We start from the raw sequence: 25,232 nt of genomic DNA on the forward strand, positions 1-25,232 counted from the left end.
TCCCCGACGCGCTGCCGAAGCGCCCAGGCGGGCCCATTAGCCCCCATCGTCTAGTGGCCCAGGACGCCGCCCTTTCACGGCGGTAGCACGGGTTCGAATCCCGTTGGGGGTACGCGTCACCGTGTGCGAGACTCGCTCTCGCACATTGCTTGGTCCTGTGGAGCAGTTTGGAGTGCTCGCCACCCTGTCAAGGTGGAGGCCGCGGGTTCAAATCCCGTCAGGACCGCTGCGGCCGTGAGGCCGCGTGGCTGGGTAGCTCAGTTGGTACGAGCGATCGCCTGAAAAGCGATAGGTCGCCGGTTCGATCCCGGCCCCAGCCACCACCGGAAAGCCCCGATCACCGATCGGGGCTTTTCTCGTCGAGTCCCGTCGGACCGCCGACAGGACTCCCGCCGGACCCCCCGCGGAAAACACGTTCGCCGACTTCCGGCGCGGGGTGAGATCCTGGGCTCGGTATGTCTACTTCCTTCGCCGACCTGTCGACCCTGCTGGACGAGGTCTCGCTGCGCGACGCGCAGCGGCTCGGCCGCCGGCTCGAAGGCTCCCGGCGCATCCGTAAGCCCGAGGCGCGGCAAGCCGTGCTCGACGAGATCGCCCGCGAGGCCGAGAAGGCCGCCGGGCGGACGCGGGCACGCGGTGCGCGTGTGCCCGCGGTCTCGTACCCCGAGCAGCTGCCCGTCAGCCAGAAGAAGGACACGATCCTGGAGGCGATACGCGACCATCAGGTCGTGATCGTCGCGGGCGAGACCGGGTCGGGGAAGACGACGCAGATCCCCAAGATCTGTCTGGAGCTGGGGCGTGGCGTCCGGGGGATGATCGGCCACACCCAGCCCCGCCGGATCGCGGCCCGTACGGTCGCCGAGCGGGTGGCCGAGGAGCTGGACACCCCGCTGGGCGAGGCCGTCGGCTGGAAGGTGCGCTTCACCGACCAGGTGAACCAGGACGCGACCTTCGTGAAGCTGATGACGGACGGCATCCTGCTCGCGGAGATCCAGACGGACCGCGACCTGCTGGCGTACGACACGATCATCATCGACGAGGCCCACGAGCGGAGCCTCAACATCGACTTCCTGCTGGGGTATCTGGCCCAGCTGCTGCCCCGGCGCCCCGACCTCAAGGTCGTCATCACGTCGGCGACGATCGACCCCGAGCGGTTCTCGCGGCACTTCGGCGACGCGCCCATCGTGGAGGTCTCGGGCCGTACGTACCCCGTGGAGGTCCGCTACCGCCCGCTCCTGGAGGAGGAGGGCGACGACGGCGACCGCGACCAGATCACCGCGATCTCCGAGGCCGTCGACGAACTCCAGTCGGCGGGACCCGGCGACATCCTCGTCTTCCTCTCCGGCGAGCGTGAGATCCGCGACACCGCCGACGCCCTGGAGAAACGCAAGCTGCGCGGTACGGAGGTGCTCCCCCTCTACGCCCGGCTCTCGCACGCCGAGCAGCACCGCGTCTTCCAGCGCCACAGCGGCCGCAGGATCGTGCTGGCGACCAACGTCGCCGAGACCTCGCTGACCGTCCCGGGCATCAAGTACGTCATCGACCCGGGCAACGCCCGTATCTCCCGCTACAGCCACCGCACGAAGGTCCAGCGGCTGCCCATCGAGCGGATCTCGCAGGCCAGCGCCAACCAGCGCAAGGGCCGCTGCGGCCGTACGTCGGACGGCATCTGCATCCGGCTGTACTCGGAGGACGACTTCGACGCGCGCGCCGAGTTCACGGACGCCGAGATCCTCCGTACGAACCTGGCCTCCGTCATCCTCCAGATGACCGCCGCCGGGCTGGGCGAGATCGAGAAGTTCCCCTTCCTGGACCCGCCGGACCACCGCAACATCCGGGACGGCGTGCAGCTGTTGCAGGAGCTGGGCGCGTTCGACCCGGAGCAGAAGGACGCCGCAAAGAAGCTGACGCCCCTCGGGCGCAAGCTCTCGCAGCTTCCCGTCGACCCGCGCCTGGCGCGGATGGTCATCGAGGCGGACCGCAACGGCTGCGTACGGGAAGTCATGGTGATCGCCGCCGCGCTCTCCATCCAGGATCCGCGCGAGCGCCCCGCCGAGAAGCAGACCCAGGCCGACCAGCACCACGCCCGCTTCCGCGACGAGACGTCCGACTTCCTGGGCTTCCTCAACCTGTGGCGGTACGTACGCGAGCAGCAGAAGGCCCTGTCCTCCTCCGCCTTCCGCCGGATGTGCAAGTCGGAGTTCCTGAACTTCCTGCGGATCAGGGAGTGGCAGGACATCTACTCCCAACTGCGTACGGTCGCCAAGCAGATGGGTCTCCAGCTCGGCGACGACGAGACGAACGCGCCCGACCAGGCCGTCCACGTCTCGCTGCTGGCGGGCCTGTTGTCGCACATCGGCATGAAGGACGTGAAGGAGGCCGGGCGCGAGACCGGGCGCGAGACGGGCAAGGGCGCTTCGGCGAAGAACGAGTATCTGGGCGCCCGCAGCGCGAAGTTCGCGATCTTCCCCGGCTCGGCGCTCTTCAAGAAGCCGCCGCGGTTCATCATGTCCGCCGAGCTGGTGGAGACCTCGCGCCTGTGGGCCCGGGTCAACGCCAAGGTCGAGCCGGAGTGGATCGAGCCGCTCGCCGGGCACCTCCTCAAGCGGACGTACAGCGAGCCGCACTGGGAGAAGGACATGGCGGCCGTGATGGCGTACGAGAAGGTCACGCTGTACGGCGTGCCGATCGTCGCCCAGCGGAAGGTCAACTTCGGCCGGATCGACGCGGAGGTCTCGCGCGAGCTGTTCATCCGCAACGCGCTCGTGGAGGGCGACTGGCGGACGCACCACCAGTTCTTCCATGACAATCGCAAACTCCTCGGCGAGGTCGAGGAGTTGGAGCACCGCGCGCGGCGCCGCGACATCCTCGTGGACGACGAGACGCTGTACGACTTCTACGACGAGCGGGTGCCGGACGACATCGTCTCGGGGGCGCACTTCGACGCGTGGTGGAAGGCGAAGCGGCGGGACGAGCCGGAGCTGCTCGACTTCGAGCGGTCGATGCTCATCCGGGAGAAGGCGGCCGGGTCCGTCACCAAGGACGACTATCCGGACTCGTGGGCGCAGGGCGGCCTCAAGTTCCGGGTGACGTACCAGTTCGAGCCCGGCGCGGACGCGGACGGCGTCACCGTCCACGTACCGCTCCAGGTCCTCAACCAGGTCACCTCGGAGGGCTTCGACTGGCAGATCCCGGGCCTGCGCGAGGAGGTCGTGGTGGAGTTGATCCGCTCGCTGCCCAAGCCGGTCCGCCGGCACTACGTACCGGCGCCGAACTACGCGAAGGCCTTTCTGGAGCGCGCGGTGCCCCTCCAGGAGCCGCTGCCGGTCACGCTGGCCCGGGAGCTCCAGCGGATGGTGGGGGTGCCCGTCCGGGGCGAGGACTTCGACCTCTCACGGATCCCGGACCACCTCAAGATCACGTTCCGGATCGTGGACGAGCGGCGCAAGCGGATCGCCGAGGACAAGGATCTGGACGCGCTCAAGGTCCAGCTGCGGCCCAAGGCCCGCCAGGCCCTCTCGAAGGCCGCCGCGGCCACCGCGGAGCGGGACGGCGGGGAGGCCATCGAGCGGTCGGGGCTGACGGACTGGACGATCGGCTCGCTGGTACGGATCTTCGAGACGCGGCGGGCCGGCCAGCCGGTCAAGGCGTATCCCGCGCTGGTCGACCAGGGCGCGACCGTGTCCGTACGGCTCTTCGACACGGAGGCCGAGCAGCAGCAGGCGATGTGGGCGGGGACCCGGCGGCTGATCCTCCTCAACATCCCGGTGAACCCCGCCAAGTTCGCCTCGGACAAGCTGACCAACCAGCACAAGCTCGCGCTGTCCCGCAATCCGCACGGCTCCGTCCAGGCGCTGTTCGAGGACTGCGCCACGGCGGCGGCGGACAAGCTGATCGCCGATCACGGCGGCCCGGCCTGGGACGAGGAATCGTTCCGGAAGCTGTACGACAAGGTCCGCGCCGACCTCGTCGACGCGACGGTACGGACGGTCGGCCAGGTGCAGCAGATCCTCGCGGCCTGGCAGGCCTGTGAGCGCCGCCTGAAGGCCACGAACAGCCTGGTCCTGATCAACAACGTGCGGGACGTCAGGGACCAGCTCGCGGCCCTCGTGCCGGCCGGCTTCGTCACGCGTACGGGACTGCGCCGGCTGCCCGACCTGATGCGCTACCTGGTCGCGGTGGACCGGCGGTTGCAGCAGATGCCGACCAACGTCCAGCGCGACACGACGCGCATGGAGAAGGTCCACGAGATGCAGGACGAGTACGCGTGGCTGCTCGAACAGCTGCCGCGCGGGAGACCGGTGCCCCGGGAGGTCCTGGACATCCGCTGGATGATCGAGGAGCTGCGGGTGAGTTACTTCGCGCATGCCCTGGGGACGTCGCAGCCCGTCTCGGACAAGCGCATCGTGAAGGCGATCGACGCGGCCGCCCCGTGACCGGGGCCCGGCCGCCGGTCAGTTCGACCGCACCCTCCGAGCTGCTGTAGAGTCTCGTTTCGCAGCCGGGTGAACCGGCCGCGAATCTGGTCCTGTGGAGCAGTTTGGAGTGCTCGCCACCCTGTCAAGGTGGAGGCCGCGGGTTCAAATCCCGTCAGGACCGCAGTATCGAGAAGGCCCCGCGTCGTGGACGCGGGGCCTTCTTCATGTCCGCGGGCCGGCCGCGGGGCCGACCGCCGGGCCGGTCCTTACGGGGTGGGCAAGCGGTCCTCTCGTACGGGAAAAGGCCCGTCAACGCCGCAGTCACGGAAGGTCCAAATCCGCCGCCGGGGCTCCGAGCCGCCTTGACGACGTCTTCCGGCGGGGGTACCTACAGATGAGGGCCCCCTTTCCGCAGCCGGGGACCCGCACCGGGGGTGGTGGGCATGGCGGCACCGACGACAAGACAGCCGAGACATGAGACAGGCGCACTGCTGCGCGCCCATCTGGCGGCCGCGTCGGGCCACCGGCACCTCACACGGCGCTGTGCGATCTGCCATCGCCTCCAACGGCTCGCCATGGGACCGGACACCGGCCCGGGCATCGGCCCGGGCATCGGCCCGGCCTTGGGCCCACTCATGGGCCCGGACACCGCCACGGACACCGCCACGGACACCGCCACGGACACCGCCACGGACACCGATACAGACACGGAAGAGTGACCCCAGGACTGAATCATGGTGATCGGGGCAGGCGCCGAACCGTCGTTGGCAAGGTGCAAGAAGTGTGACGGGAGTCACCGAACCATTTTCTACCAGAGGGTCACTTACGCCCGCCCTACAATCCGGCAATTTAATATGTGCAATTGCACCCTCCCCCGAACCCCTCCAGAAGCATCTGTCCCACCCTCCACACAGCGCGCCAACAGGGGCGGGACAGCCCCTTTCCGGGGCACAAAAAAGACCGCGCTGAACTCGGCGGAGTCCAGCGCGGTCGACGACTCGCCCAAATGGTGAGGGCATGGAGCCTGTTGGGGCAGGCGCCCGTCGTGTGGAGCTATGGGGGCGGGAGACCGAGTTGGGGGCCCGGCTGTTCCCTGGTTGGTCGTTCCCTGACGGTGAGGTCAGGTGGTTGAGCCCTGATCGGTCGGTCAGGCCTCGCTGCGCTGCTGCGGAATACCCGCAAGCAGTGCGCGAACCTCTGCCTCGCGATACCGGCGATGCCCACCGAGCGTGCGGATGGACGTGAGCTTGCCGGCCTTTGCCCAGCGTGTGACCGTCTTCGGGTCCACACGGAACATCGTGGCAACCTCAGCCGGGGTCAGCAGCGGCTCGGCGTCAGGGGTGCGAGCGGTCATGAGCGGCCTCCTCGGGAGAACCGAACCATCTCGGTTCTTTCCTCTAAATTCTGCACCTTGACCCACGTTGCCCGAAATGGCAGACGCGGGCCGAGTCGGTTATAGGACGAACGGCTTGTCCTCGGCACTACAACTACACCATCCGTCCAGCCACGTCGGCCAAACCGATGGAATTGCCCTCTGAGGTGTTCATCAGCGGCGGAAGCCGATGGACCATGCCATAGCGGACAGTCATGCCCCAGTGACGATCAGTCACAGAGTCACCGGGAGCCACCAACACCCCCCGCATAGCGTGCAATGCTGAGTATTCCGCCCCTACTTGGACGGAAGGAGCCCTCCCCGGACTCCTTGTCCTATTTTGACACGAGGAGGGGTGATGGGCGCAAGAGCCCCGTTAGTGCGGTCCGTCACGCTTGAGGGGTATAGGCCCGTATCGGGACCTCCGGCCTGGACAGGTGCGGACATGTTCAGTCCTGTCTGAAGCCCGGCCGAACCAAGGGGCGCGCCCCGTTCTGGGCGGCCCGTGAGGTCCGCCGGGCGCCTCAGTTCGCGAACTGCATGTCCCGGATCGCCTTCCAGCGCTCGGTGAGCCGCCCGTACGCCTCCCCCGCGCCCGCGCCGTCCCCGTCCCGCAGCGCCGCGATGCCGGCCGCCACGTCGGCCGCCGAGCGGTCCCCCGCCAGATGCGCCTCCGACAGGACGTACACGAGGCCGCCGTAGTCCAGCTCGACCAGCGAGCGCGGGTGGAACTCCTCCAGCCACCGCCCGACGTCCACCAGACCGTCGATCAGCGGCCCGTCGTCGACCGACTCCCGCAGCGTCCTGAGCGCGCGCGCCAGCCGCCGCCGCGCCTGCACCATCTCGGTCCGGTAGCGCATCACGGGCGCGCCGCCGCCGGCCGGCTCGTACAGCCGCTCGGCGTCGGAGAACAGCGTGAACCAGCGCACCGGCACCTGCCAGACCGCCGTCCTGATCCACGGCCGCGCGTCGGGGTTCCGGTCCCGCCAGCGCTCATAGTCCGCCGCCGCCTGCCCGCGCACCACCGGCGGCAGCACGGCGTCCAGGAGCGGCAGCGGCAGGACGTCCCCCAGCTCCTCCAGCGCCAGCCAGCCGCGCAGCCGGGTCCGCCACGGGCAGACGCACACCACGCCGTCCACTTCCGTCACGAAGGCGTCGCCGCTCTCGTGGACCGGTACGGGGACCGGCGGCGTGGGCAGCAAGTCGGCCAGGGAACGCCGTAGTTCGTCCTGTGCGGTCGGCGTACGGTCCCGCCGGGCATAACGCGCCCAGTGGCTCCGTTCGGGCTCGGGAAAGGCGGCCAGCGGCTCGTACACCCGCAGGTAGGACGCGTAAGGGACAAGTACAGAAGACACCGCCGGCATGACGGGATCGTCCCATGCCCGCACCCCCCGGGAGGGTGATCCTCGGCACTGCGGCTGAACCACGCCGCCCAGGAGACTTACCCTCGTGCCCAACTGGTCCCTCCCCACCCGCCGGAGGGGCTTTCCCGCCGCTTCGTACCTTGGGAGTCACCACCGTGACCGATGTGACCGACGGCGTCCTGCACACCCTGTTCCGATCGGAGCAGGGTGGCCACGAGCAGGTCGTGCTCTGCCAGGACCGCCGCAGCGGCCTCAAGGCCGTCATCGCCCTCCACTCGACCGCCCTGGGCCCCGGCCTGGGCGGTACCCGCTTCTACCCGTACGCCTCCGAGGAGGCGGCCGTGGCCGACGCGCTGAACCTGTCCCGGGGCATGTCGTACAAGAACGCCCTGGCAGGTCTTGACCACGGCGGCGGCAAGGCCGTGATCATCGGTGACCCCGAGCAGATCAAGACGGAGGAACTGCTCCTCGCGTACGGGCGTTTCGTGGCCTCGCTCGGCGGCCGGTACGTGACGGCCTGCGACGTCGGCACGTACGTGGCGGACATGGACGTGGTGGCCCGCGAGTGCCGCTGGACCACCGGCCGCTCCCCCGAGAACGGCGGCGCGGGCGACTCGTCCGTGCTGACGGCCTTCGGGGTCTTCCAGGGCATGCGCGCGAGCGCCGAGCACCAGTGGGGCGACCCGTCGCTGCGCGGCAGGACCGTGGGGGTCGCGGGGGTCGGCAAGGTGGGGCACCACCTGGTCGGGCACCTGCTCCAGGACGGGGCGCGGGTGGTGGTCACGGACGTACGGGACGAGTCCGTACGGCGTGTCACGGAGCTGTACCCGGAAGTCGGCGTGGTCGCGGACACCGAGACGCTGATCCGTACCGAAGGCCTGGACGTCTACGCGCCCTGCGCGCTCGGCGGCGTGCTGGACGACGTGACCGTGCCCGCCCTCACCGCGACCGTGGTGTGCGGGGCGGCCAACAACCAGCTCGCCCACCCGGGGGTCGAGAAGGACCTCGCCGACCGCGGGATCCTCTACGCGCCCGACTACGTGGTGAACGCGGGCGGCGTCATCCAGGTCGCCGACGAGCTGAACGGATTCGACTTCGAGCGGTGCCGCGCGAAGGCCGCGAAGATCTTCGACACCACTCTTTCCATCTTCGCACGTGCGAAGGAGGACGGGATTCCGCCGGCCGCGGCGGCCGACAGGATCGCCGAGCACCGGATGGCCGAAGCCCGCCCCCGGTGAGCGTGGAGGGGCGGCCGTACCCCCGTGGGGAGACGAGACTCACCCCCGGTCGGCGGGTCGCCCCTCAATAAGAGGTTAAAATCGCAGCTGACCAGCGAGGACGGCGCGCTTCGCAGGTCCGGAGCCGAGGCGCGTCCTGCGGGCGGCGTACCGTATGGCCGCGGAAGCAGGTACCGTTGAAGCCTACGGACGGGTCTCTCCGCGGAGAGCTCGTTCTGAATTATGAACGCGTGTCAAGACTCTGGGGCCGTCGAGCCCCGTCACCGAGGGGGTCGAGCCATGGGGCGCGGCCGGGCCAAGGCCAAGCAGACGAAGGTCGCCCGCCAGCTGAAGTACAACAGCGGCGGGACAGATCTGTCGCGTCTGGCCAATGAGCTGGGCGCATCACCTACGAGTCAGCCACCGAACGCGGAGCCGTTCGAGGATGACGAAGAGGAAGATGACCCGTACGCACAGTATGCGGATCGGTACAACGACGACGAGGACGAGGACGACGAGTCCGGACCCTCGGCGCAGCGCCGCGGCGCTTGACGTCCGCTGACCTCCGCATATCTCCGGATCTCTCCGGCGGTTCTCACCGACCCGGTCCAGGACTTCGGTCCCGGACCGGGTTCTGTGCTGCCCGGGCCCCGGAATCGGCCGGCGCGGGCAGCTCGCGCGATCAGCTCACCTAGTCAGCCCGCGTAGTCAGCTCGCGTAGTCACCGGACAGTGCCGCGCCGGTCGCGTGGCCGCCGCGCTCGGTGATCTCGCCCGCGACCCAGGCGCGCACGCCCCGGTCGGCGAGGGTGGTCAGGGCCGTGTCGACGGAGTCCGCGGGGACGACGGCGATCATGCCGACCCCCATGTTGAGCGTCTTCTCCAGTTCCAGCCGCTCCACGTTCCCCGCACGGCCGACGACGTCGAAGACCGCGCCGGGCGTCCAGGTCGAGCGGTCCACCCTGGCGTGCAGCGCGTCCGGGACGACCCGGGCGAGGTTCGCCGCGAGACCGCCGCCGGTGACGTGGCTGAACGCGTGCACCTCGGTGGTCCTGGTGAGCGCCAGACAGTCGAGAGAGTAGATCTTCGTGGGCTCCAGCAGCTCCTCGCCGAGCGTGCGGCCGAACTCCTGGACCTCGCGGTCCAGCGACCAGCCGGCCCGGTCGAAGACCACGTGCCGGACCAGCGAGTACCCGTTGGAGTGAAGACCGGAGGACGCCATCGCGATCACCGCGTCACCCGTACGGATGCGATCGGCGCCCAGCAGCTGGTCCGCCTCGACCACGCCCGTACCGGCACCGGCGACGTCGAAGTCGTCCTCGCCGAGCAGCCCGGGGTGTTCGGCGGTCTCGCCGCCGACCAGCGCGCAGCCCGCGAGGACGCAGCCTTCCGCGATGCCCTTGACGATGGCGGCGACCCGCTCGGGATGGACCTTGCCGACACAGATGTAGTCGGTCATGAAGAGCGGCTCGGCGCCGCAGACGACCAGGTCGTCCACGACCATGCCGACGAGGTCGTGGCCGATCGTGTCGTACACGCCCATCTTGCGGGCCAGGTCGACCTTCGTACCGACACCGTCGGTGGCGGAGGCGAGGAGCGGCCGCTCGTAGCGCTTGAGAGCGGAGGCGTCGAAGAGGCCGGCGAAACCGCCGAGGCCGCCGAGGACCTCGGGGCGCTTCGTCTTCTTCACCCACTCCTTCATCAGCTCGACCGCGCGGTCACCGGCTTCGATGTCGACGCCCGCGGCCGCGTAGCTGGCACCAGTGGTCGTATCGGACATGGCTGAGTACTTTCCTGTCGTCATGCGGTCGTCACGCTGTCGTCGTACGGATGCGGAACCGGTCGTCCTACGGATACGGAGCTACGGGCGGCGGAGCGCCTCGGCGGCCGCGTTGGCCGGTCCCGCCGCCAGCTCGGTCTCCAGCAGCTGCTTGCCGAGCAGCTCGGGATCGGGGAGATCCATCGGGTACTCGCCGTCGAAGCAGGCACGGCAGAGGTTCGGCTTGGCGATGGTGGTCGCCTCGACCATCGCGTCGAGCGAGATGTACGAGAGGGAGTCGGCGCCCAGCGAGACACCGATCTCGTCGATCGACATGCCGTTGGCGATCAGCTCGGCGCGGGTCGCGAAGTCGATGCCGAAGAAGCACGGCCACTTGACCGGCGGGGACGAGATCCGGATGTGGACCTCGGCGGCGCCCGCCTCGCGGAGCATCTTGACCAGCGCCCGCTGGGTGTTGCCGCGCACGATCGAGTCGTCCACGACCACCAGGCGCTTGCCCCGGATGACTTCCTTGAGGGGGTTGAGCTTCAGCCGGATGCCCAGCTGGCGAATGGTCTGGGACGGCTGGATGAAGGTCCGGCCGACATAGGCGTTCTTGACGAGGCCCGAGCCGTACGGGATCCCGCTCGCCTCGGCGTAACCGATGGCGGCCGGGGTGCCGGATTCCGGGGTCGCTATGACCAGATCGGCCTCGACGGGCGCTTCTTTCGCGAGTTTCCGGCCCATTTCCACGCGGGACAGATACACGTTCCGACCGGCGATGTCCGTGTCGGGACGCGCCAGGTAGACGTACTCGAAGACACAGCCCTTGGGCTTCGCTTCCGCGAATCGCTGGGTCCGCAGACCGTTCTCGTCGATGGCGATCAGCTCGCCGGGCTCGATCTCGCGGACGAAGGAGGCGCCGCAGATGTCGAGGGCGGCGCCCTCGGAGGCGACGACCCAGCCGCGTTCCAGCCTGCCGAGGACCAGCGGGCGGATGCCCTGCGGGTCACGGGCGGCGTAGAGGGTGTGCTCGTCCATGAAGACGAGCGAGAAGGCGCCCTGTACGTCGGGCAGGATCTTGGCGGCGGCTTCCTCGACCGTGAGGGGCTTGCCGTCGTCGTCCGTCTGGCCGGCGAGGAGCGCCGTGACCAGGTCGGTGTCGTTGGTGGCGGCCACGCGCGTGGGCCGGCCGTTCTCCTTGGGGAGGTCGGCGACCATCTCGGCGAGCTGGGCGGTGTTGACCAGGTTCCCGTTGTGACCGAGCGCTATCGAGCCGTGGGCCGTGGCCCGGAAGGTCGGCTGCGCGTTCTCCCATACCGAGGCTCCGGTGGTGGAGTACCGGGCGTGGCCCACCGCGATGTGACCGAGGAGGGAGCCGAGGGAGGTTTCGTCGAAGACCTGTGAGACAAGGCCCATGTCCTTGAAAACCAGGATTTGGGACCCGTTGCTCACTGCGATGCCCGCGGACTCCTGTCCACGGTGCTGTAGGGCATACAGTCCGAAATAGGTGAGCTTGGCGACCTCTTCGCCCGGGGCCCAGACTCCGAAGACGCCACACGCGTCCTGGGGGCCTTTCTCGCCGGGGAGCAGGTCGTGGTTGAGTCGTCCATCACCACGAGGCACACCACCGAGTGTAGGCGAGATCGACCACTGGTCCGAATTGGGGATGGGACGTGGCCGGATAACGCCCCTCCGGGCCGTACGCTCCGTGACGGGGTCGATTCGGCGCGTAGCCGGGCGGAGGTGTCGGCGGACGTGCGCGGGTGAGCGATACGGGCCGGTGCGGAAGCCGTGGCAGGCGGTGTCTACGCCTTCGGGGCGGGCAGCGCGGCGAGTCCGCCGTCCGCTGCCGTCAGCCACAGCCCTCCGTGGTTGACGTCATACGTGACCTTGCCGCGCAGGACCTTCAGCATGTGCTTCTCGACCGCCGACCGGGGTCCGGTACAGGCCATTTTTGTCGAGATCACCCGACTGAACGTAATCGTGTCGCCGGAGACCTTCGCACGGGCGCTGAATCCGTTGCAGCCCAGATTGCCCCGTACGGAACCGTCGTCACCCAGCGTGAAGAACGCCGAGCCGTCCGTCCCCGCCGGCAGACGGGCGGCGCTACCGTCCGAGGCGAGCGCGTTCACGGTCCACTTGGTGCCGGTGAGGGGCGCGGGAGATCCGCTGGTCAGGGTCAGGATGTCACCGTCCGACGAGGTCAGCGTCAGCCGGTCGCCCGCCACCTTCGACGTGAGCTTCCCCGTGAAGGCCGCGTCCAGCGCCTTGTCCAGCGCGTCGAGGTTCAGGACACAGTCGGCGGTCGCCGTCATCCGCTTCTTGCCCACGGTCACCATGTCGTCCGCGACGGACACGTCCACCTCGTACTCGTCACAGCCGGTGGCCAGCGTCGCCCGGGTCGTGTCACCGAACTCCAGGGAGGTGCCCGCCACCCCGGCGGTCCTTCTCCCGTCGACCGTCACGCTCTCGACGTTCCAGCGGACGCCGGTGAGCGCCGACTCCCGTACGGAGGCGTCGTCGCCCGACGCTCCCGTCGTCGTGGTCGAACTGGTCTCTGTCCCGCACGCCGCCAGGGTGAGCAGCGCGAGTGCGGTGATCGCGGTGACTGCGGTGCTCTGCTGTTTCTGCATGGGGGTGGGACGGATCCCCTACGCGGACGGTTCCGTACGGGCGGGCGCCCCTGCGCGAGAACCTCTCCGTGACTACAGAATCACCATCCGTATGAAATGGGGTGGCGCCCCTGCCTACGATCCTGAGTGACCGACGTCTCGCGAACTGACCCCCGACCGATCGGTCCGGCACCTGTTCGGATCCGAGATGCGCAGGTTGCGCGAACAGGCTGGGATGTCTCTGGAGGACCTGGCGGCCGTCATCAGGTACTCGCGGAGTTCGCTGCACCGCTACGAGACGGCGCAAGCGATGATCGCGCCGGACCTGGCGGCCAAGCTGGACGCGGCGTTCGGGACGGACGGGCTCTTCGCGAAGCTGTACGCGCTGGCGCGCAACGAGGTCCATCCGGACAAGTACCGGCGGCGCATGGAGCTGGAGGCGCGGGCGCGGACCATTGACGAGTACGCCGGGCATCTGGTGCCGGGCCTCGTCCAGACGGAGGACTACGCCCGCGCGGTGTTCCGACTCGGGGACCCGGAACTGACCCCGGAGCAGGTCGAGGAGAGGGTTGCGGCCCGCATGGGAAGGCAGGCACTGCTTGGGGCCGTTCCGGCGCCCTACCTGTCCGTGATCCTGGACGAAGCTGTCCTACGACGGACCATCGGCGCACCTGAAGTGATGCGGGCACAGCTGGAAGCGCTGCTCCGGCTCGCGGACAACCCCAGAGGCATCGTCCAGGTGCTCCCGTTCGCACATGGCGGTCACCCCCTGATGGGCGGATCGCTGACCTTGCTGACTTTCGACAACGGAACAGTTGTCGCCTACGAAGAAAGCATCGATACGGGCGAATTGGTGGAGGATTCACATGGTGTCAGCCGACGCCGCCGGTCCTACGATGTGATCAGGGCCAGCGCCTTGTCTCCGCGAGAGACAGCTGACCTCATCCGAGCCACCATGGAGGAACTGTCCACATGACCACGACACCGGATCTCTCCTGCGCGACGTGGGTCAAGTCGAGTTACAGCAATGCGGGCGGCGGCAACTGCGTCGAGTTCGCCCCTGCCGCCCTCACCACCACCGGACTGATCCCCGTCCGGGACAGCAAGATGCCGACGGGCCCGGTCCTCACGCTGACCCCCTCCGCGTGGACCGCCCTCGTCACCCTCGCGGCGGAAACGGACCTGCACTAAGAGCCTGTCGGATCGGAAAGCGCGGGACGGCCGCCGCGATGTCCGCCGATCAGCCGATCAACTCATCAACGGCAGCAGGCCGGACAGGTCCGCGCGCTCGCATGGGCCGACGAAGCCTGCTGCAAGGAGCGGCTCGGCCCTATCTGTCCGTGATCCTGGACGAGGGGGTCCTGCGGCGGACCATCGGTGCGCCGGAGGTGATGCGGGCGCAGCTGGAAGTGCTGTTGCCCCTCGTGGACAGTCCGGACGGAATCATCCAGGTCCTGCCGTTCCGGCATGGGGCACACGCGCTGCTCGGCGGCTCGCTGACGCTACGAAGAGAGCATCACCACGGGCCAGTTGCTGGAAGACGCGGCCAATGTGGCCCGGCACCGCCGGGCCAACGCGCTGTCTCCCCGCGAGACCGGCGCCCTCATCGCATCCGCCATGGAGGCACTTCCCACATGAGCATTTCGCAGGAGACGTCCCACGTCGAGTGGATCAAGTCGAGCTACAGCAACACCGATGGCGGCAACTGCGTCGAGTACGCCCCCGCCGCCCTCACCTCCACCGGACGGATCCCCGTCCGGGACAGCAAGATGCCGACGGGCCCGGTCCTCATGCTGAACCCCGCCGCCTGGACCGGCCTCGTCACCCTCGCGGCGGAAACGGACCTGCCCTAAGGGCCTGTCGGACCGGGACGATGTCTGCCGATCAACTCATCAACGGGAGCAGACCGGACAGGTCCGCGCGCTCCCCGCTCGCGCTCACGCGCGCCGCGTCCAGCGCCGCCGCCCACGTCGTACGGCCCGTGGCCAGCCGGATCCAGGTGAGCGGGTCGGTCTCCACCACGTTGGGCGGGGTGCCGCGCGTGTGGCGAGGGCCCGCCACGCACTGGACCACCGCGTACGGCGGGATCCGTACCTCGGTAGACGCCCCGGGAGCCTTCACCGCGAGGCCGTCCGCGAGCAGCCGCGTGCAGGCGGCGAGGGCCTGGCGGTCGTACGGGACGGTCAGCCCGGTCGCGCGGTTCAGGTCGTCGGTGTGGACGACCAGCTCGACGGTCCGGGTGACCAGGAAGTCCGCCAGCCGCATCGTCCCGACCCGTACCGGCACCAGCCGGTCGTCCGCCGCCCCCGGCAGCGCCGCCGCGACCCGGTCCGCGGCCCGCGCGAACACCTCCTCGACCGGCGCGGACGCGGCGAGCGCCCGTACGTCCTCGCTGATGCTGTCCGCGTACTCCGCCGTCGCGAACGGCCACTCGTCCAGTCCCACCACCGGTCCGCCCGGCGCGACCTCGGGCCCTTCGGCCGCGCGGGTGACCGATTCGACGACCATCGCCAGGTGCGCGGCCAGGTCCCGTACCGTCCAGCCGCCGAGCCCGGTGGCCGGCAGCGCCAGCTGCGCGTCGGTGAGCCCGGCGACGGCTTCCCGTACGGCGGCGAACTGCGCCAGCACGGCGGCTCGGGTCTTCTCGGGGTCGTACTTGCGCATGCGCTTCTTGGCCGGTGGCATGACGGCGAGGCTAACGGAGGGCGGGCGAGGGGGCGGAAAGGCCCTGAGCCTCCGGCCGGTGGATCCGGGCGGAGGCTCAGGGCCTTCAATTCACAACATCGACTTCACGCCTGGCGCGGGCGCTCCAGCGTCAGCAGCAGACCCTCGACGGCGCCGGGGCCCAGGCGGCCCTTGACGTCCGCCGCGGTGATGGCCTTGAGGGCCCACCCGTCCTCGGCGTGCTTGTTGAGCGTCTTCTCCAGCTTGTCGCTGTCCAGGGCGTCGCCGATGAGCGATTCCCGGAACGTCACGACCTTGTACTCGAACGCCATGCGGTCCATCCCTCGGTCATGCGTGTCCTGTGCGCACGGCGGGACGCGTACGCACGTCCGAACACGTGCGCGCCCAGCCAACCACGGCCGGAATCAGCCGAAGAGCGCGGGGATCGTGCTCCGGTGCGCGTCGGAGACCTCGCTCAGCGGGATGCTGAACTCGCCCTGGATCTCGATCTCCTCGCCGTCCACCACACCGATGCGCGTCGCGGGCAGACCGCGCGCCCCGCACATGTCGGTGAAGCGGAGTTCCTCGCTGCGCGGGACGGACACGACCGCGCGGCCGGCCGACTCGCTGAACAGGAAGGTGAAGGCGTCGAGGCCGTCGGGCACGACCAGCCGGGCGCCGGTCCCGCCGCGCAGGCAGGACTCGGTGACCGACTGGATCAGGCCACCGTCGCTCAGGTCGTGCGCCGCGTCGATCATGCCGTCGCGGGACGCCGAGATCAGGATGTCCCCGAGCAGCCGCTCGCGCTCCAGGTCCACCTTGGGCGGCAGGCCGCCGAGGTGGTCGTGGACGACCTGCGACCAGGCCGAGCCGCCGAACTCCTCGTGGGTGTCACCCAGCAGGTAGAGGAGCTGGCCCTCTTCCTTGAAGGCGATCGGCGTACGGCGGGCCACGTCGTCGATCACGCCGAGGACGGCGACAACCGGCGTCGGGTGGATGGCCGCGTCGCCCGTCTGGTTGTAGAGCGAGACGTTGCCGCCGGTGACGGGCGTGCCCAGCTGGAGGCAGCCGTCCGCGAGCCCCCGGATCGCCTCGGCGAACTGCCACATGACGTCCGGGTCCTCGGGGGAGCCGAAGTTCAGGCAGTCGGAGATCGCGAGGGGCTTGGCGCCGGAGGCGGCGACATTGCGGTACGACTCCGCCAGCGCGAGCTGCGCGCCGGTGTACGGGTCGAGCTTGGTGAAGCGGCCGTTGCCGTCCGTGGCGATGGCGACGCCCAGGCCCGTCTCCTCGTTGACGCGGATCATGCCCGCGTCCTCGGGCTGGGCGAGCACGGTGTTGCCCTGCACGAAGCGGTCGTACTGGTCGGTGACCCACGCCTTGGAGGCCTGGTTCGGCGAGGACAGCAGCGCCAGGACCTGCTCGCGCAGCTCCGCCGGGGTGGCGGGGCGCGGAAGCTTGTTCGCGTCGTCGGCCTGGAGGGCGTCCTGCCAGGACGGCCGGGCGTACGGGCGGTGGTAGACGGGGCCGTCGTGCGCGACCGTACGGGGGTCGACGTCCACGATCTTCTCGCCGTGCCAGAAGATCTCCAGCCGGTCGCCGTCCGTGACCTCGCCGACGACGGTGGCGATGACGTCCCACTTCTCGCAGATCGCGAGGAACCGCTCGACCTTCTCGGGCTCGACCACGGCGCACATGCGTTCCTGCGACTCGCTCATGAGGATTTCCTCGGGCGAGAGCGTGGAGTCGCGCAGCGGTACGTCGTCCAGCTCGACGCGCATGCCGCCGGAACCGTTCGACGCCAGCTCGCTCGTCGCGCAGGACAGGCCGGCCGCGCCGAGGTCCTGGATGCCGACGACGAGCTTCTCGGCGAACGCCTCCAGCGTGCACTCGATGAGGAGCTTCTCCTGGAAGGGGTCGCCGACCTGGACGGCGGGACGCTTCGACGGCTTCGTGTCGTCGAAGGTCTCGGAGGCCAGGATCGAGGCGCCGCCGATGCCGTCGCCGCCGGTGCGGGCGCCGTACAGGATCACCTTGTTGCCGGGGCCCGAGGCCTTGGCGAGGTGGATGTCCTCGTGCCGCATGACGCCGATCGCACCGGCGTTGACCAGCGGGTTTCCCTGGTAGCAGGCGTCGAAGACCAGCTCGCCGCCGATGTTCGGCAGGCCGAGGCAGTTGCCGTACCCGCCGATGCCCGCCACCACGCCGGGCAGGACCCGCCGCGTGTCGGGGTGGTCGGCCGCGCCCATCCGCAGCGGGTCCACGACCGCGACCGGGCGGGCGCCCATCGCGATGATGTCGCGGACGATGCCGCCGACGCCGGTGGCCGCGCCCTGGTAGGGCTCGACGTACGACGGGTGGTTGTGGGACTCGACCTTGAAGGTGACCGCGTACCCCTGGCCGACGTCCACGACGCCCGCGTTCTCGCCGATGCCGACGAGCATGGCGTCGTTGGCGGGGACCTTGTCGCCGAACTGCTTGAGGTGGACCTTGCTGCTCTTGTACGAGCAGTGCTCCGACCACATGACGGAGTACATGGCCAGCTCGGCGCCGGTCGGCCTGCGGCCGAGGATCTCGCGGACCCGGAGGTACTCGTCCTCCTTGAGGCCGAGCTCCTTCCAGGGCAGTTCGACGTCGGGCGTCCCGCTCGCGTGCTTGACGGTGTCGAGAGTCATCAGGCGCTTACCAGCTTCTTCAGGATCGAGGTGAAGAATCCCAGGCCGTCGGTACGGCCCGTACCGATCAGCGGCTCCACGGCGTGCTCGGGGTGCGGCATCAGGCCGACGACGTTGCCGGCCGCGTTCGAGACGCCGGCGATGTCGCGCAGCGAACCGTTCGGGTTGCCGTCCAGGTAGCGGAACGCGACCCGGCCCTCGGCCTCCAGCTCGTCGAGCGTGCGCTCGTCGGCGACGTACCGGCCGTCGATGTTCTTGAGGGGGACGGAGATTTCCTGGCCGGCGGAATAGTCGGCGGTCCAGGCGGTGTCGGCGCTCTCCACCCGCAGTTTCTGATCGCGGCAGATGAAGTGCAGGTGATTGTTGCGCAGCATGGCGCCCGGCAGCAGATGCGACTCGGTGAGGATCTGGAAGCCGTTGCAGATTCCGAGGACCGGCATACCGGCCTTCGCCTGCTCGATCACCGTGGCCATGACCGGCGAGAACCGGGAGATGGCCCCGGCCCGCAGATAGTCGCCGTAACTGAAACCGCCGGCCAGGACGACCGCGTCGACCTGGTGGAGGTCCTTGTCGCGGTGCCAGAGCGGGACGGGCTCCGCGCCGGCGATCCGGACGGCCCGCAGGCTGTCCCGGTCGTCGAGCGTGCCCGGGAAGGTGACGACTCCGATACGAGCGGTCACTTCGACTCCTCGACCTTCACGACGAAGTCCTCGATGACGGTGTTGGCGAGGAAGGTCTCGGCCATCTCGTGGATACGGGCGAGAGCGGCCTCGTCGACCGGCCCCGCCACCTCCAGCTCGAAGCGCTTTCCCTGACGGACGTCGGCGATCCCCTCGAAGCCCAGCCGGGGCAGCGCTCGCTGCACCGCCTGGCCCTGCGGGTCGAGGATCTCCGGCTTGAGCATGACGTCGACTACGACGCGTGCCACTGGCACTCCCGGTGGTGTGGTGCGGCTGTGTTCCGCTGCGTTCAGCTGCGTTCTGCTGTGTTCTCCAGGGGAATCCCCCTCGACCCCCCGAGCTCCCCTCAGCGTACCCGGCCAGAAAATCTACGCGAGTAGATATGAACAGGGATACGCTGCCCCCGAAGCCCCGCCGCAGATCAGGCCATGATTTCCGGAGGGGGTACGCCAGGGAAAAATCCCGGGAAAAAGTCGGGTTCCCCCATTGCCGCGAGACACGCTGATGCAATTGGCTGGGCTTCACAATGCGAGGCCGACCGCTGTACAAAGGAATACAGCGGAAAGCTGCATTGTCCCTTAACAGCCGGAAGGCCGGTATCACCGCACGTCAGCCGTGTTTCCACGACGGCCTCGGGCGAGGCGATACCGCAAGAAAGGACCGATATCCGTGGCGCAGCGCGTAGTGGTCACACTCTCCGACGATCTCGACGGCGGAGAAGCGGCGGAAACGGTCGCGTTCGGCCTGGACGGGAAGTCGTACGTCATCGACCTCAATCCCGCCAACGCGAAGAAACTGCGCAAGGCCCTGGCGCCGTACCTGGCCGCGGGCCGCAGGCAGACGAACGCCGCCAAGAACGGCAAGAACCGCGTCACCTACCGGCACACCGCCCTGGCCCCCGATCCGGCGGCCGTCCGGGCGTGGGCGCTCTCCCACAAGATGGCGGTACCGGCCAGGGGCCGGATCCCCAAGCGCGTCTACGAGGCTTTCAGGGAAGCGAGTTGAGCCTGAGGCGCCGCCCGGGTGCCGGGCCGGAGGCGGTCGCCGGCACCCGCGGGCGGCGCCGCACGGCGGCCGGGCGGCGCGGCATCGAACCGAGTTGGAACCACCCTCGCTGATCGGCTAGAGTCTGGAGCACGCCGAAGGGCAAGGCCGAAGGGCCGGACCCCAGGCAGCGTGCGGGTGTAGTTCAGTAGTAGAACGCCCCCTTTCCAAGGGGGAGGCGCAGTGTGCAATTCCTGTCACCCGCTCTGCATCGCTCGATCTTCGGTCCACTCCGGTGGATCGGTTCCACTCCGGTGGATCAGGTAGAGTGATGCGAAGTACGCATCGATTGGTTGATGTTTCTGACCTTGATGCAGTGCGGACGTAGCTCAGTTGGTAGAGCGCAACCTTGCCAAGGTTGAGGTCGCCAGTTCGAACCTGGTCGTCCGCTCAAGAAGGGGAAACCCCCGGTCGAATCGACCGGGGGCTTCTTCGTGTCGGTTCCCCATGCGCGTGCCCGTGCTCGATGACAAATGTCATCGGCGGCGATGACAGCGCGCACTGCCGGGTGGTCCGGTCCGGCGGAAGCCTGGAAGACATGACACCGACTTCGCACCCCGACGATCCTGTCATCGAGAGCGACGAGCTGCGCCGTACCTACAGCGGCGGCTTCACCGCCGTCGACGGCGTCTCCTTCTCCGTCGGACGCGGCGAACTGTTCGCCCTGCTCGGCACGAACGGCGCGGGCAAGACCTCCACGGTGGAGGTGCTGGAAGGCCTCGCCCGCCCGAGCGGCGGAGGCGTACGGATCCTGGGCCACAACCCGTACACCGAGCGCGCCGCCGTCCGCCCCCGGATCGGCGTGATGCTCCAGGAGGGCGGCTTCCCCTCCGACCTGACCGTCGCGGAGACCGTACGGATGTGCGCCGGCTGCACCAGCGGCGCGCGGCCCACCGGCGAGGCCCTGGGCCTGGTCGGGCTCACCGCGCGGGCCCGGGTCCGGGTCAAGCAGCTGTCGGGCGGCGAGCGGCGGCGCCTGGATCTGGCGCTGGCGCTGCTGGGCCGCCCCGAGGTGCTCTTCCTCGACGAGCCGACCACCGGGCTGGACGCCGAAGGACGGCGCGACACCTGGGAGTTGGTACGGGAACTGCGGGACGAGGGCACCACGGTGCTGCTGACCACGCACTACCTGGAGGAGGCCGAGGCCCTGGCCGACCGGCTGGCGATCATGCACCAGGGGCGCATCGTGACCTCCGGCACACCGGCCGAGGTGACCGAGGCGCGGCCGGCCACGATCCGGTTCGTCCTGCCCCACGACGTCCTCCCCGAACGGCTGCCGCTGTCGCTGCGGGCCGGCGCGGAGGGGCGGCGGGTCGAGATCCGTACCCGGCGGCTCCAGGAGGATCTGCACGAACTCCTGCGGTGGGCACGGGAGTCGGACGTACAGCTGGCGGAGCTGGACGCGCGGTCCGCCTCGCTCGAAGACGCTTTCCTCGACATCGCGGCGCGGCACGCGGAAACGGCGGATGCACGATGAAGACGGACACGACAGGTGTGGCTGACCCGGCGGGCGCCGTGCGGGGTGCCGACGGTGGTACGGGCCGGGTCACCACGGCGGCGGGGCGGCTCGCCGCCCTGGGGCGGGCCGAGCTGACGCTGCTCGTACGGAACAGGACGGCGCTGTTCACCGCCCTGTTCGTGCCCGTCGCGATGATGGGCTCGATCAAGGTCTCGCTCGAAGGCACCGACCTGGGCGGGGCGGGGGTGACCGTCGCCGAGGCGGCCCTGACCGGTGGCGTCGGCACGGTGCTGCTGATGGTCGTCTACTCGAACCTCGTCTCCGCGTACACCTCCCGGCGCGAGGAACTGGTGCTCAAGCGGCTCCGTACGGGCGAGACCGCCGACCGCGAGATCCTCGCCGGGACCGCGCTGCCCGCCGCCGCGCTGGCCCTCGTGCAGTCCGTGCTCCTGGTGGCGGCCGGCAGCGTGCTCCTCGACGTGGGCGGGGTCCGGCGGCCCGATCTGCTCGTCGCCGGGCTGCTGGCCGCGATCGTGCTGCTCACGGCGCTGGCGGCGACGACCTCCGCCATCACCCGTACCGTGGAGAGCGCGCAGATCACGACGATGCCGCTGTTCCTGGTCTCCCTGCTGGGCTCCGGCCTGTTCGTTCCGCTGGACACGCTGCCCGACCGGGTGGCGTCCGTGTGCGAGCTGCTGCCGATGACCGGAGTGATGACGCTGATCCGGGCGGGCTGGATCGGCGGGGTGGACGGCGCCGGGCTGCTCGGCGCGGGGATCAGTGCCGTGGCCTGGACGGTGCTGGCGGTGTTCGCCGTGCGGCGCTGGTTCCGCTGGGAGCCGCGCCGCTGAGGCGGAGTCCACGAGCGACGAGGATGAGGCGGAAAGGACGCGATGTCCCGGCTGACGGACCGATGGCACCGGAAGAGCAAGCCGGGCAAAGTCGAGAGCTACACCCGGTGGACGTTCCACACCTTCGGCCTGGTCGAGGTCAGCCTGGTCTGGAGCGTCGACCCGCTCCGGGGCTGGCTGGTCCTGCTGGCGGGCCTGCACGCCGCAATGTGCGTCGTCCTCCAGGACCGGGCGCTGGACTGGCGGCTCGGCAGGCGCGAGCGGCCCGTACGGCTCGGTCTGGCGACGGCCGCCCTGACGGTGGTGAGCGCCCTTGTGGTACTCGTCCTGATCAAGGCCGATGCCGTCGCCGACGACGCGTCGTCCGCCGTGCTGCTGGTCGCGTTCGCCACCTACGGCCTCGGGGCCATGTCGCTGACGCTGCGTACTTCCCGCCACATGGCGTACGCACTGCTGGGCACGATCGCCGGCACCGGGGTCGCGGCGACGGCGCTGCGGCTGCCCTCGTCCCAGGTCCTCGGCATGGTCCTCGCCGTCACGTCCGCGGGCGCGGCCATCGTCGTCACGTACATCCTCTCGCTGTGGCTGCTCAACACCGTCCGGGAGCTGGACGCGGCCCGCGAACTCCAGTCCCGGCTCGCGGTCGCGGAGGAGCGGCTGCGCTTCGGCCGTGATCTGCACGACGTGATGGGCCGCAACCTGGCGGTGATCGCGCTGAAGAGCGAGCTGGCGGTGCAGCTCGCCGAGCGCGGGCGGCCGGAGGCGGTGGCGCAGATGACCGAGGTGCAGCGGATCGCCCAGGAGTCGCAGCGGGAGGTACGGGACGTGGTGCGCGGCTACCGCGGGGCGGACCTGCACACCGAACTGGAAGGGGCGCGCGGGGTGTTGAAGGCGGCGGGGATCGACTGCCGGATCGAGGGGGACGACGGGGGCGGGCTGTCCGGGGAGGTGCAGTCGGCGCTGGCGTGGGTGGTGCGGGAGGCGACAACAAACGTGCTGCGGCACGGGGACGCGCGGCGGTGCACCGTACGGCTGACGGAGGGGCGGGGGTACGAACAGGTGGGGGAGGCGGTTCTGGTCGTGGAGAACGACGGGGCGGGGGAGGCCGCTGAGGTGAAGGCGGATGCCGGGGGCTCGGCGGGCGGTGGGCGGCGCGAGGCGCGGAAGGGCTCCGGCCTCGACGGGCTGCGGGAGCGGCTGGCCGTGGTGAACGGGACGCTGGGCGCGGGGCGGGTGGACGGCGGCCTGTTCCGCCTGACGGCACGGGTGCCGCTGCCGGGGCCCGTACCAGGGTCCGGATCCGTTGCGCCCACCGGAAAGGTGGCGGCGTGACGGACGACAAGGACGACGACCGCCGCGTACGGGTGCTGCTCGCCGACGACGAGCATCTGATCCGGGGCGCGTTCGCCGCGCTGCTCGCGCTGGAGGACGACCTGGTCGTGGTCGCCGAGGCCGCCTCGGGGCCCGAGGCCCTGGCCATGGCGAGGGCCCACCGGCCGGACGTGGCCGTCCTGGACCTCCAGATGCCGGGCGCCGACGGTGTGAAGGTCGCCACATCTCTCCGTACCGAACTGCCCGGGTGCCGGACGATGATCGTGACCAGCCACGGCCGCCCCGGCCATCTGAAACGGGCGCTGGCGGCGGGGGTGCGGGCCTTCGTCCCCAAGACGGTCAGCGCCCGCAGGCTCGCCGAGATCATTCGTACCGTGCACGCCGGAAACCGCTTCGTGGACCCGGATTTGGCGGCCGACGCGATCTCGGCGGGGGACTCGCCGCTGACCGCGCGGGAGGCGGAGGTGCTGGAGCTGGCCGCCGACGGGGCGCCGATCGCGGAGATCGCGCAGCGCGCCTCGCTGTCCCAGGGAACCGTACGGAACTACCTGTCCTCGGCGGCCTCCAAACTGGGCGCCGAGAACCGGCATACGGCAGTGCGTCTCGCACGGGAGCGAGGTTGGGTATAGTAGTTCTCGCGCCGAGGCGCTTGCGGACGTAGCTCAGTTGGTAGAGCGCAACCTTGCCAAGGTTGAGGTCGCCAGTTCGAACCTGGTCGTCCGCTCAAGAAGGGGAAACCCCCGGTCGAATCGACCGGGGGTTTTCTCGTGCCTCCCGCTTCCCCCCCGTTCCCCGCCTTCGGCTACGCCCAGCTGAGGCCGGTGAGACGTTCGTACGCCTCCAGGTACTTCGCGCGGGTGGCGTCGACGATCTCCTGGGGGAGCGGCGGGGGCGGCTGCTCGCTCGCGCGGTCCCAGCCCGAGGCGGGCGAGGTCAGCCAGTCCCGGACGTACTGCTTGTCGTACGAGGGCTGGGCGTGCCCCGGTTCCCAGGTCTCGGCCGGCCAGAAACGGGACGAATCCGGGGTCAACACCTCGTCCGCGATGATCAGTTCGCCGCCGTCGAAGCCGAACTCGAACTTCGTGTCGGCCAGGACGATCCCGCGTTCCCGGGCAATGTCGCGGGCCCGGCCGTACACGTCGAGGGTGGTCCTGCGCAGCAGCGCGGCGGTCTCCGCCCCGACCTGGCGGGCGACTTCCTCGTACGACACGTTCTCGTCGTGCTCGCCGACGGCGGCCTTCGTGGCGGGGGTGAAGATCGGCGCGGGCAGCTCGGAGCCGTCCACGAGGCCCTCGGGCAGCGCGAGCCCGCAGACGGTGCGGTGCTTCTCGTACTCGACGAGCCCGGAGCCGGTCAGATAGCCGCGGGCGACCGCTTCCACCGGGACCATGTCCAGGGACTTGCAGACGAGGGTGCGGCCGGCCCAGTCGCCGGGGGCGCCCGGGGGGAGGTCCGAGGAGATCACGTGGTTCGGTACGAGGTCCGCGAGCTTGTCGAACCACCAGAGCGAGAGCTGGGTGAGCACCCGGCCCTTGTCGGGGATCTCGGTGGGCAGGACCCAGTCGTACGCGGAGATGCGGTCGCTGGCGACCATCACGAGGTCGCCGGACTCGTTCCGGTACAGGTCGCGCACTTTGCCGGTGTGCAGATGCACGAGGCCCGGGACCTCCAGGGGCTCGGGCTTTTCGACGAATCCGGACACGGTTCCTCCGAGGGGTGGGACTTCAAGATCGCCTCGATTCTCCCGTATGCCGGAAGTCGTGGCGCCCGGGGGGCGGGAACC

General features: G+C 69.7%; 23 protein-coding genes, 7 tRNA genes and 2 pseudogenes. 21 read left to right on the forward strand and 11 right to left on the reverse strand.

Annotated elements, in window-relative coordinates:
- The first annotated feature begins 39 nt into the window (after positions 1–39).
- From ACIO1C_RS03600 to ACIO1C_RS03630, 7 genes and pseudogenes are all read left to right on the forward strand, one after another.
- Positions 40–112 (forward strand) — tRNA-Glu (locus ACIO1C_RS03600).
- Positions 113–151: 39 nt separating this feature from the next.
- A tRNA-Asp gene (locus ACIO1C_RS03605) sits at positions 152–226 on the forward strand.
- A gap of 20 nt (positions 227–246) precedes the next feature.
- Positions 247–323 (forward strand) — tRNA-Phe (locus tag ACIO1C_RS03610).
- Positions 324–455: 132 nt separating this feature from the next.
- Positions 456–4,436 carry an ATP-dependent RNA helicase HrpA gene (gene hrpA / locus ACIO1C_RS03615; protein ID WP_401858133.1) on the forward strand — a complete coding sequence of 1,327 codons (3,981 nt, stop codon included), beginning with the start codon at positions 456–458 and terminating at the stop codon, positions 4,434–4,436.
- Between the two features lie 88 nt (positions 4,437–4,524).
- Positions 4,525–4,599: transfer RNA gene (locus tag ACIO1C_RS03620), tRNA-Asp, on the forward strand.
- A 262-nt stretch (positions 4,600–4,861) separates the two neighbouring features.
- A pseudogene (locus ACIO1C_RS03625) lies at positions 4,862–4,948 on the forward strand (DUF6274 family protein); the annotation flags it as partial.
- A 45-nt stretch (positions 4,949–4,993) separates the two neighbouring features.
- Complete coding sequence (locus ACIO1C_RS03630; RefSeq protein WP_401859136.1) at positions 4,994–5,137, forward strand: hypothetical protein; 144 nt, start codon at positions 4,994–4,996, stop codon at positions 5,135–5,137.
- Positions 5,138–5,565: 428 nt separating this feature from the next.
- Here the strand turns inward: ACIO1C_RS03630 and bldC are convergent, their stop codons facing one another.
- Positions 5,566–5,772 carry a developmental transcriptional regulator BldC gene (gene bldC / locus ACIO1C_RS03635; RefSeq protein ID WP_003949541.1) on the reverse strand — a complete coding sequence of 69 codons (207 nt, stop codon included), beginning with the start codon at positions 5,770–5,772 and terminating at the stop codon, positions 5,566–5,568.
- A 542-nt stretch (positions 5,773–6,314) separates the two neighbouring features.
- Entirely contained in the window at positions 6,315–7,154 is an 840-nt protein-coding gene (locus ACIO1C_RS03640) for a hypothetical protein (RefSeq protein WP_401858136.1), read from the reverse strand.
- A 155-nt stretch (positions 7,155–7,309) separates the two neighbouring features.
- Here ACIO1C_RS03640 and ACIO1C_RS03645 point away from each other — a divergent pair, with 155 nt between their 5' ends.
- The gene (locus tag ACIO1C_RS03645) at positions 7,310–8,392 is read left to right on the forward strand and encodes a Leu/Phe/Val dehydrogenase (protein WP_401858139.1); all 1,083 of its coding nucleotides are present in this window, start codon (positions 7,310–7,312) and stop codon (positions 8,390–8,392) included.
- Between the two features lie 279 nt (positions 8,393–8,671).
- Positions 8,672–8,923 (forward strand): DUF3073 domain-containing protein, encoded by a 252-nt coding sequence (locus ACIO1C_RS03650; protein WP_167030883.1) that lies wholly within the window; start codon positions 8,672–8,674, stop codon positions 8,921–8,923.
- Positions 8,924–9,079: 156 nt separating this feature from the next.
- On the opposite strand, the gene purM is transcribed toward ACIO1C_RS03650, so the two are convergent.
- The 3 genes from purM to ACIO1C_RS03665 form a co-directional block, all read right to left on the reverse strand.
- A complete protein-coding gene (gene purM, locus ACIO1C_RS03655) occupies positions 9,080–10,150 on the reverse strand; it encodes a phosphoribosylformylglycinamidine cyclo-ligase (protein WP_401858142.1) in 1,071 nt (356 codons plus the stop codon).
- Between the two features lie 81 nt (positions 10,151–10,231).
- Complete coding sequence (purF, locus tag ACIO1C_RS03660; RefSeq protein ID WP_401858145.1) at positions 10,232–11,755, reverse strand: amidophosphoribosyltransferase; 1,524 nt, start codon at positions 11,753–11,755, stop codon at positions 10,232–10,234.
- 182 nt (positions 11,756–11,937) lie between these two features.
- Positions 11,938–12,765 carry an META domain-containing protein gene (locus tag ACIO1C_RS03665; protein ID WP_401858146.1) on the reverse strand — a complete coding sequence of 276 codons (828 nt, stop codon included), beginning with the start codon at positions 12,763–12,765 and terminating at the stop codon, positions 11,938–11,940.
- Between the two features lie 187 nt (positions 12,766–12,952).
- Here ACIO1C_RS03665 and ACIO1C_RS03670 point away from each other — a divergent pair, with 187 nt between their 5' ends.
- The 4 genes and pseudogenes from ACIO1C_RS03670 to ACIO1C_RS03685 all read left to right on the forward strand — a co-directional run bounded on the left by ACIO1C_RS03670 (position 12,953) and on the right by ACIO1C_RS03685 (position 14,597).
- The gene (locus tag ACIO1C_RS03670) at positions 12,953–13,720 is read left to right on the forward strand and encodes a helix-turn-helix transcriptional regulator (protein ID WP_401858149.1); all 768 of its coding nucleotides are present in this window, start codon (positions 12,953–12,955) and stop codon (positions 13,718–13,720) included.
- Positions 13,717–13,935 carry a DUF397 domain-containing protein gene (locus tag ACIO1C_RS03675; protein ID WP_401858152.1) on the forward strand — a complete coding sequence of 73 codons (219 nt, stop codon included), beginning with the start codon at positions 13,717–13,719 and terminating at the stop codon, positions 13,933–13,935. Before ACIO1C_RS03670 ends, ACIO1C_RS03675 begins: the two co-directional genes overlap by 4 nt.
- Before the next feature lie 101 nt (positions 13,936–14,036).
- Positions 14,037–14,219, forward strand: a pseudogene (locus tag ACIO1C_RS03680) (Scr1 family TA system antitoxin-like transcriptional regulator); the annotation flags it as partial.
- Between the two features lie 159 nt (positions 14,220–14,378).
- A complete protein-coding gene (locus ACIO1C_RS03685) occupies positions 14,379–14,597 on the forward strand; it encodes a DUF397 domain-containing protein (RefSeq protein WP_401859087.1) in 219 nt (72 codons plus the stop codon).
- 31 nt (positions 14,598–14,628) lie between these two features.
- On the opposite strand, the gene ACIO1C_RS03690 is transcribed toward ACIO1C_RS03685, so the two are convergent.
- From ACIO1C_RS03690 to purS, 5 genes are all read right to left on the reverse strand, one after another.
- On the reverse strand, positions 14,629–15,429 hold the full coding sequence (locus ACIO1C_RS03690; RefSeq protein WP_401858154.1) for a sterol carrier family protein: 801 nt from the start codon (positions 15,427–15,429) through the stop codon (positions 14,629–14,631).
- Positions 15,430–15,533: 104 nt separating this feature from the next.
- Positions 15,534–15,740 (reverse strand): DUF4177 domain-containing protein, encoded by a 207-nt coding sequence (locus tag ACIO1C_RS03695; protein WP_327235810.1) that lies wholly within the window; start codon positions 15,738–15,740, stop codon positions 15,534–15,536.
- A gap of 93 nt (positions 15,741–15,833) precedes the next feature.
- On the reverse strand, positions 15,834–18,083 hold the full coding sequence (gene purL / locus ACIO1C_RS03700; protein WP_401858157.1) for a phosphoribosylformylglycinamidine synthase subunit PurL: 2,250 nt from the start codon (positions 18,081–18,083) through the stop codon (positions 15,834–15,836).
- Positions 18,083–18,763: a phosphoribosylformylglycinamidine synthase subunit PurQ gene (purQ, locus tag ACIO1C_RS03705; RefSeq protein ID WP_401858160.1), complete on the reverse strand. Its 681-nt coding sequence runs from the start codon at positions 18,761–18,763 to the stop codon at positions 18,083–18,085. The genes purL and purQ overlap by 1 nt, the downstream gene beginning before the upstream one ends.
- The gene (purS, locus tag ACIO1C_RS03710) at positions 18,760–19,011 is read right to left on the reverse strand and encodes a phosphoribosylformylglycinamidine synthase subunit PurS (protein WP_161310479.1); all 252 of its coding nucleotides are present in this window, start codon (positions 19,009–19,011) and stop codon (positions 18,760–18,762) included. The genes purQ and purS overlap by 4 nt, the downstream gene beginning before the upstream one ends.
- A 421-nt stretch (positions 19,012–19,432) precedes the next feature.
- Here purS and ACIO1C_RS03715 point away from each other — a divergent pair, with 421 nt between their 5' ends.
- From ACIO1C_RS03715 to ACIO1C_RS03750, 8 genes are all read left to right on the forward strand, one after another.
- Positions 19,433–19,768 carry an Lsr2 family protein gene (locus ACIO1C_RS03715; RefSeq protein ID WP_356431218.1) on the forward strand — a complete coding sequence of 112 codons (336 nt, stop codon included), beginning with the start codon at positions 19,433–19,435 and terminating at the stop codon, positions 19,766–19,768.
- Between the two features lie 173 nt (positions 19,769–19,941).
- Positions 19,942–20,013 (forward strand) — tRNA-Gly (locus ACIO1C_RS03720).
- A 112-nt stretch (positions 20,014–20,125) separates the two neighbouring features.
- A tRNA-Gly gene (locus ACIO1C_RS03725) sits at positions 20,126–20,198 on the forward strand.
- 147 nt (positions 20,199–20,345) lie between these two features.
- Positions 20,346–21,284 carry an ABC transporter ATP-binding protein gene (locus tag ACIO1C_RS03730; protein ID WP_401858163.1) on the forward strand — a complete coding sequence of 313 codons (939 nt, stop codon included), beginning with the start codon at positions 20,346–20,348 and terminating at the stop codon, positions 21,282–21,284.
- Positions 21,281–22,117, forward strand: coding sequence for an ABC transporter permease (locus tag ACIO1C_RS03735; RefSeq protein ID WP_401858165.1), 837 nt, complete (start codon positions 21,281–21,283; stop codon positions 22,115–22,117). Before ACIO1C_RS03730 ends, ACIO1C_RS03735 begins: the two co-directional genes overlap by 4 nt.
- A 42-nt stretch (positions 22,118–22,159) precedes the next feature.
- Complete coding sequence (locus ACIO1C_RS03740; protein WP_401858167.1) at positions 22,160–23,449, forward strand: sensor histidine kinase; 1,290 nt, start codon at positions 22,160–22,162, stop codon at positions 23,447–23,449.
- Positions 23,446–24,078 carry a response regulator gene (locus ACIO1C_RS03745; RefSeq protein WP_401858170.1) on the forward strand — a complete coding sequence of 211 codons (633 nt, stop codon included), beginning with the start codon at positions 23,446–23,448 and terminating at the stop codon, positions 24,076–24,078. Before ACIO1C_RS03740 ends, ACIO1C_RS03745 begins: the two co-directional genes overlap by 4 nt.
- Before the next feature lie 22 nt (positions 24,079–24,100).
- A tRNA-Gly gene (locus ACIO1C_RS03750) sits at positions 24,101–24,173 on the forward strand.
- A 78-nt stretch (positions 24,174–24,251) separates the two neighbouring features.
- On the opposite strand, the gene ACIO1C_RS03755 is transcribed toward ACIO1C_RS03750, so the two are convergent.
- Positions 24,252–25,151, reverse strand: coding sequence for a phosphoribosylaminoimidazolesuccinocarboxamide synthase (locus ACIO1C_RS03755; protein WP_401858172.1), 900 nt, complete (start codon positions 25,149–25,151; stop codon positions 24,252–24,254).
- Between the last annotated feature and the right edge of the window lie 81 nt (positions 25,152–25,232).

The organism is Streptomyces sp. NPDC087420 (assembly GCF_044744165.1).
In the GTDB taxonomy this organism is placed as follows: domain Bacteria; phylum Actinomycetota; class Actinomycetes; order Streptomycetales; family Streptomycetaceae; genus Streptomyces.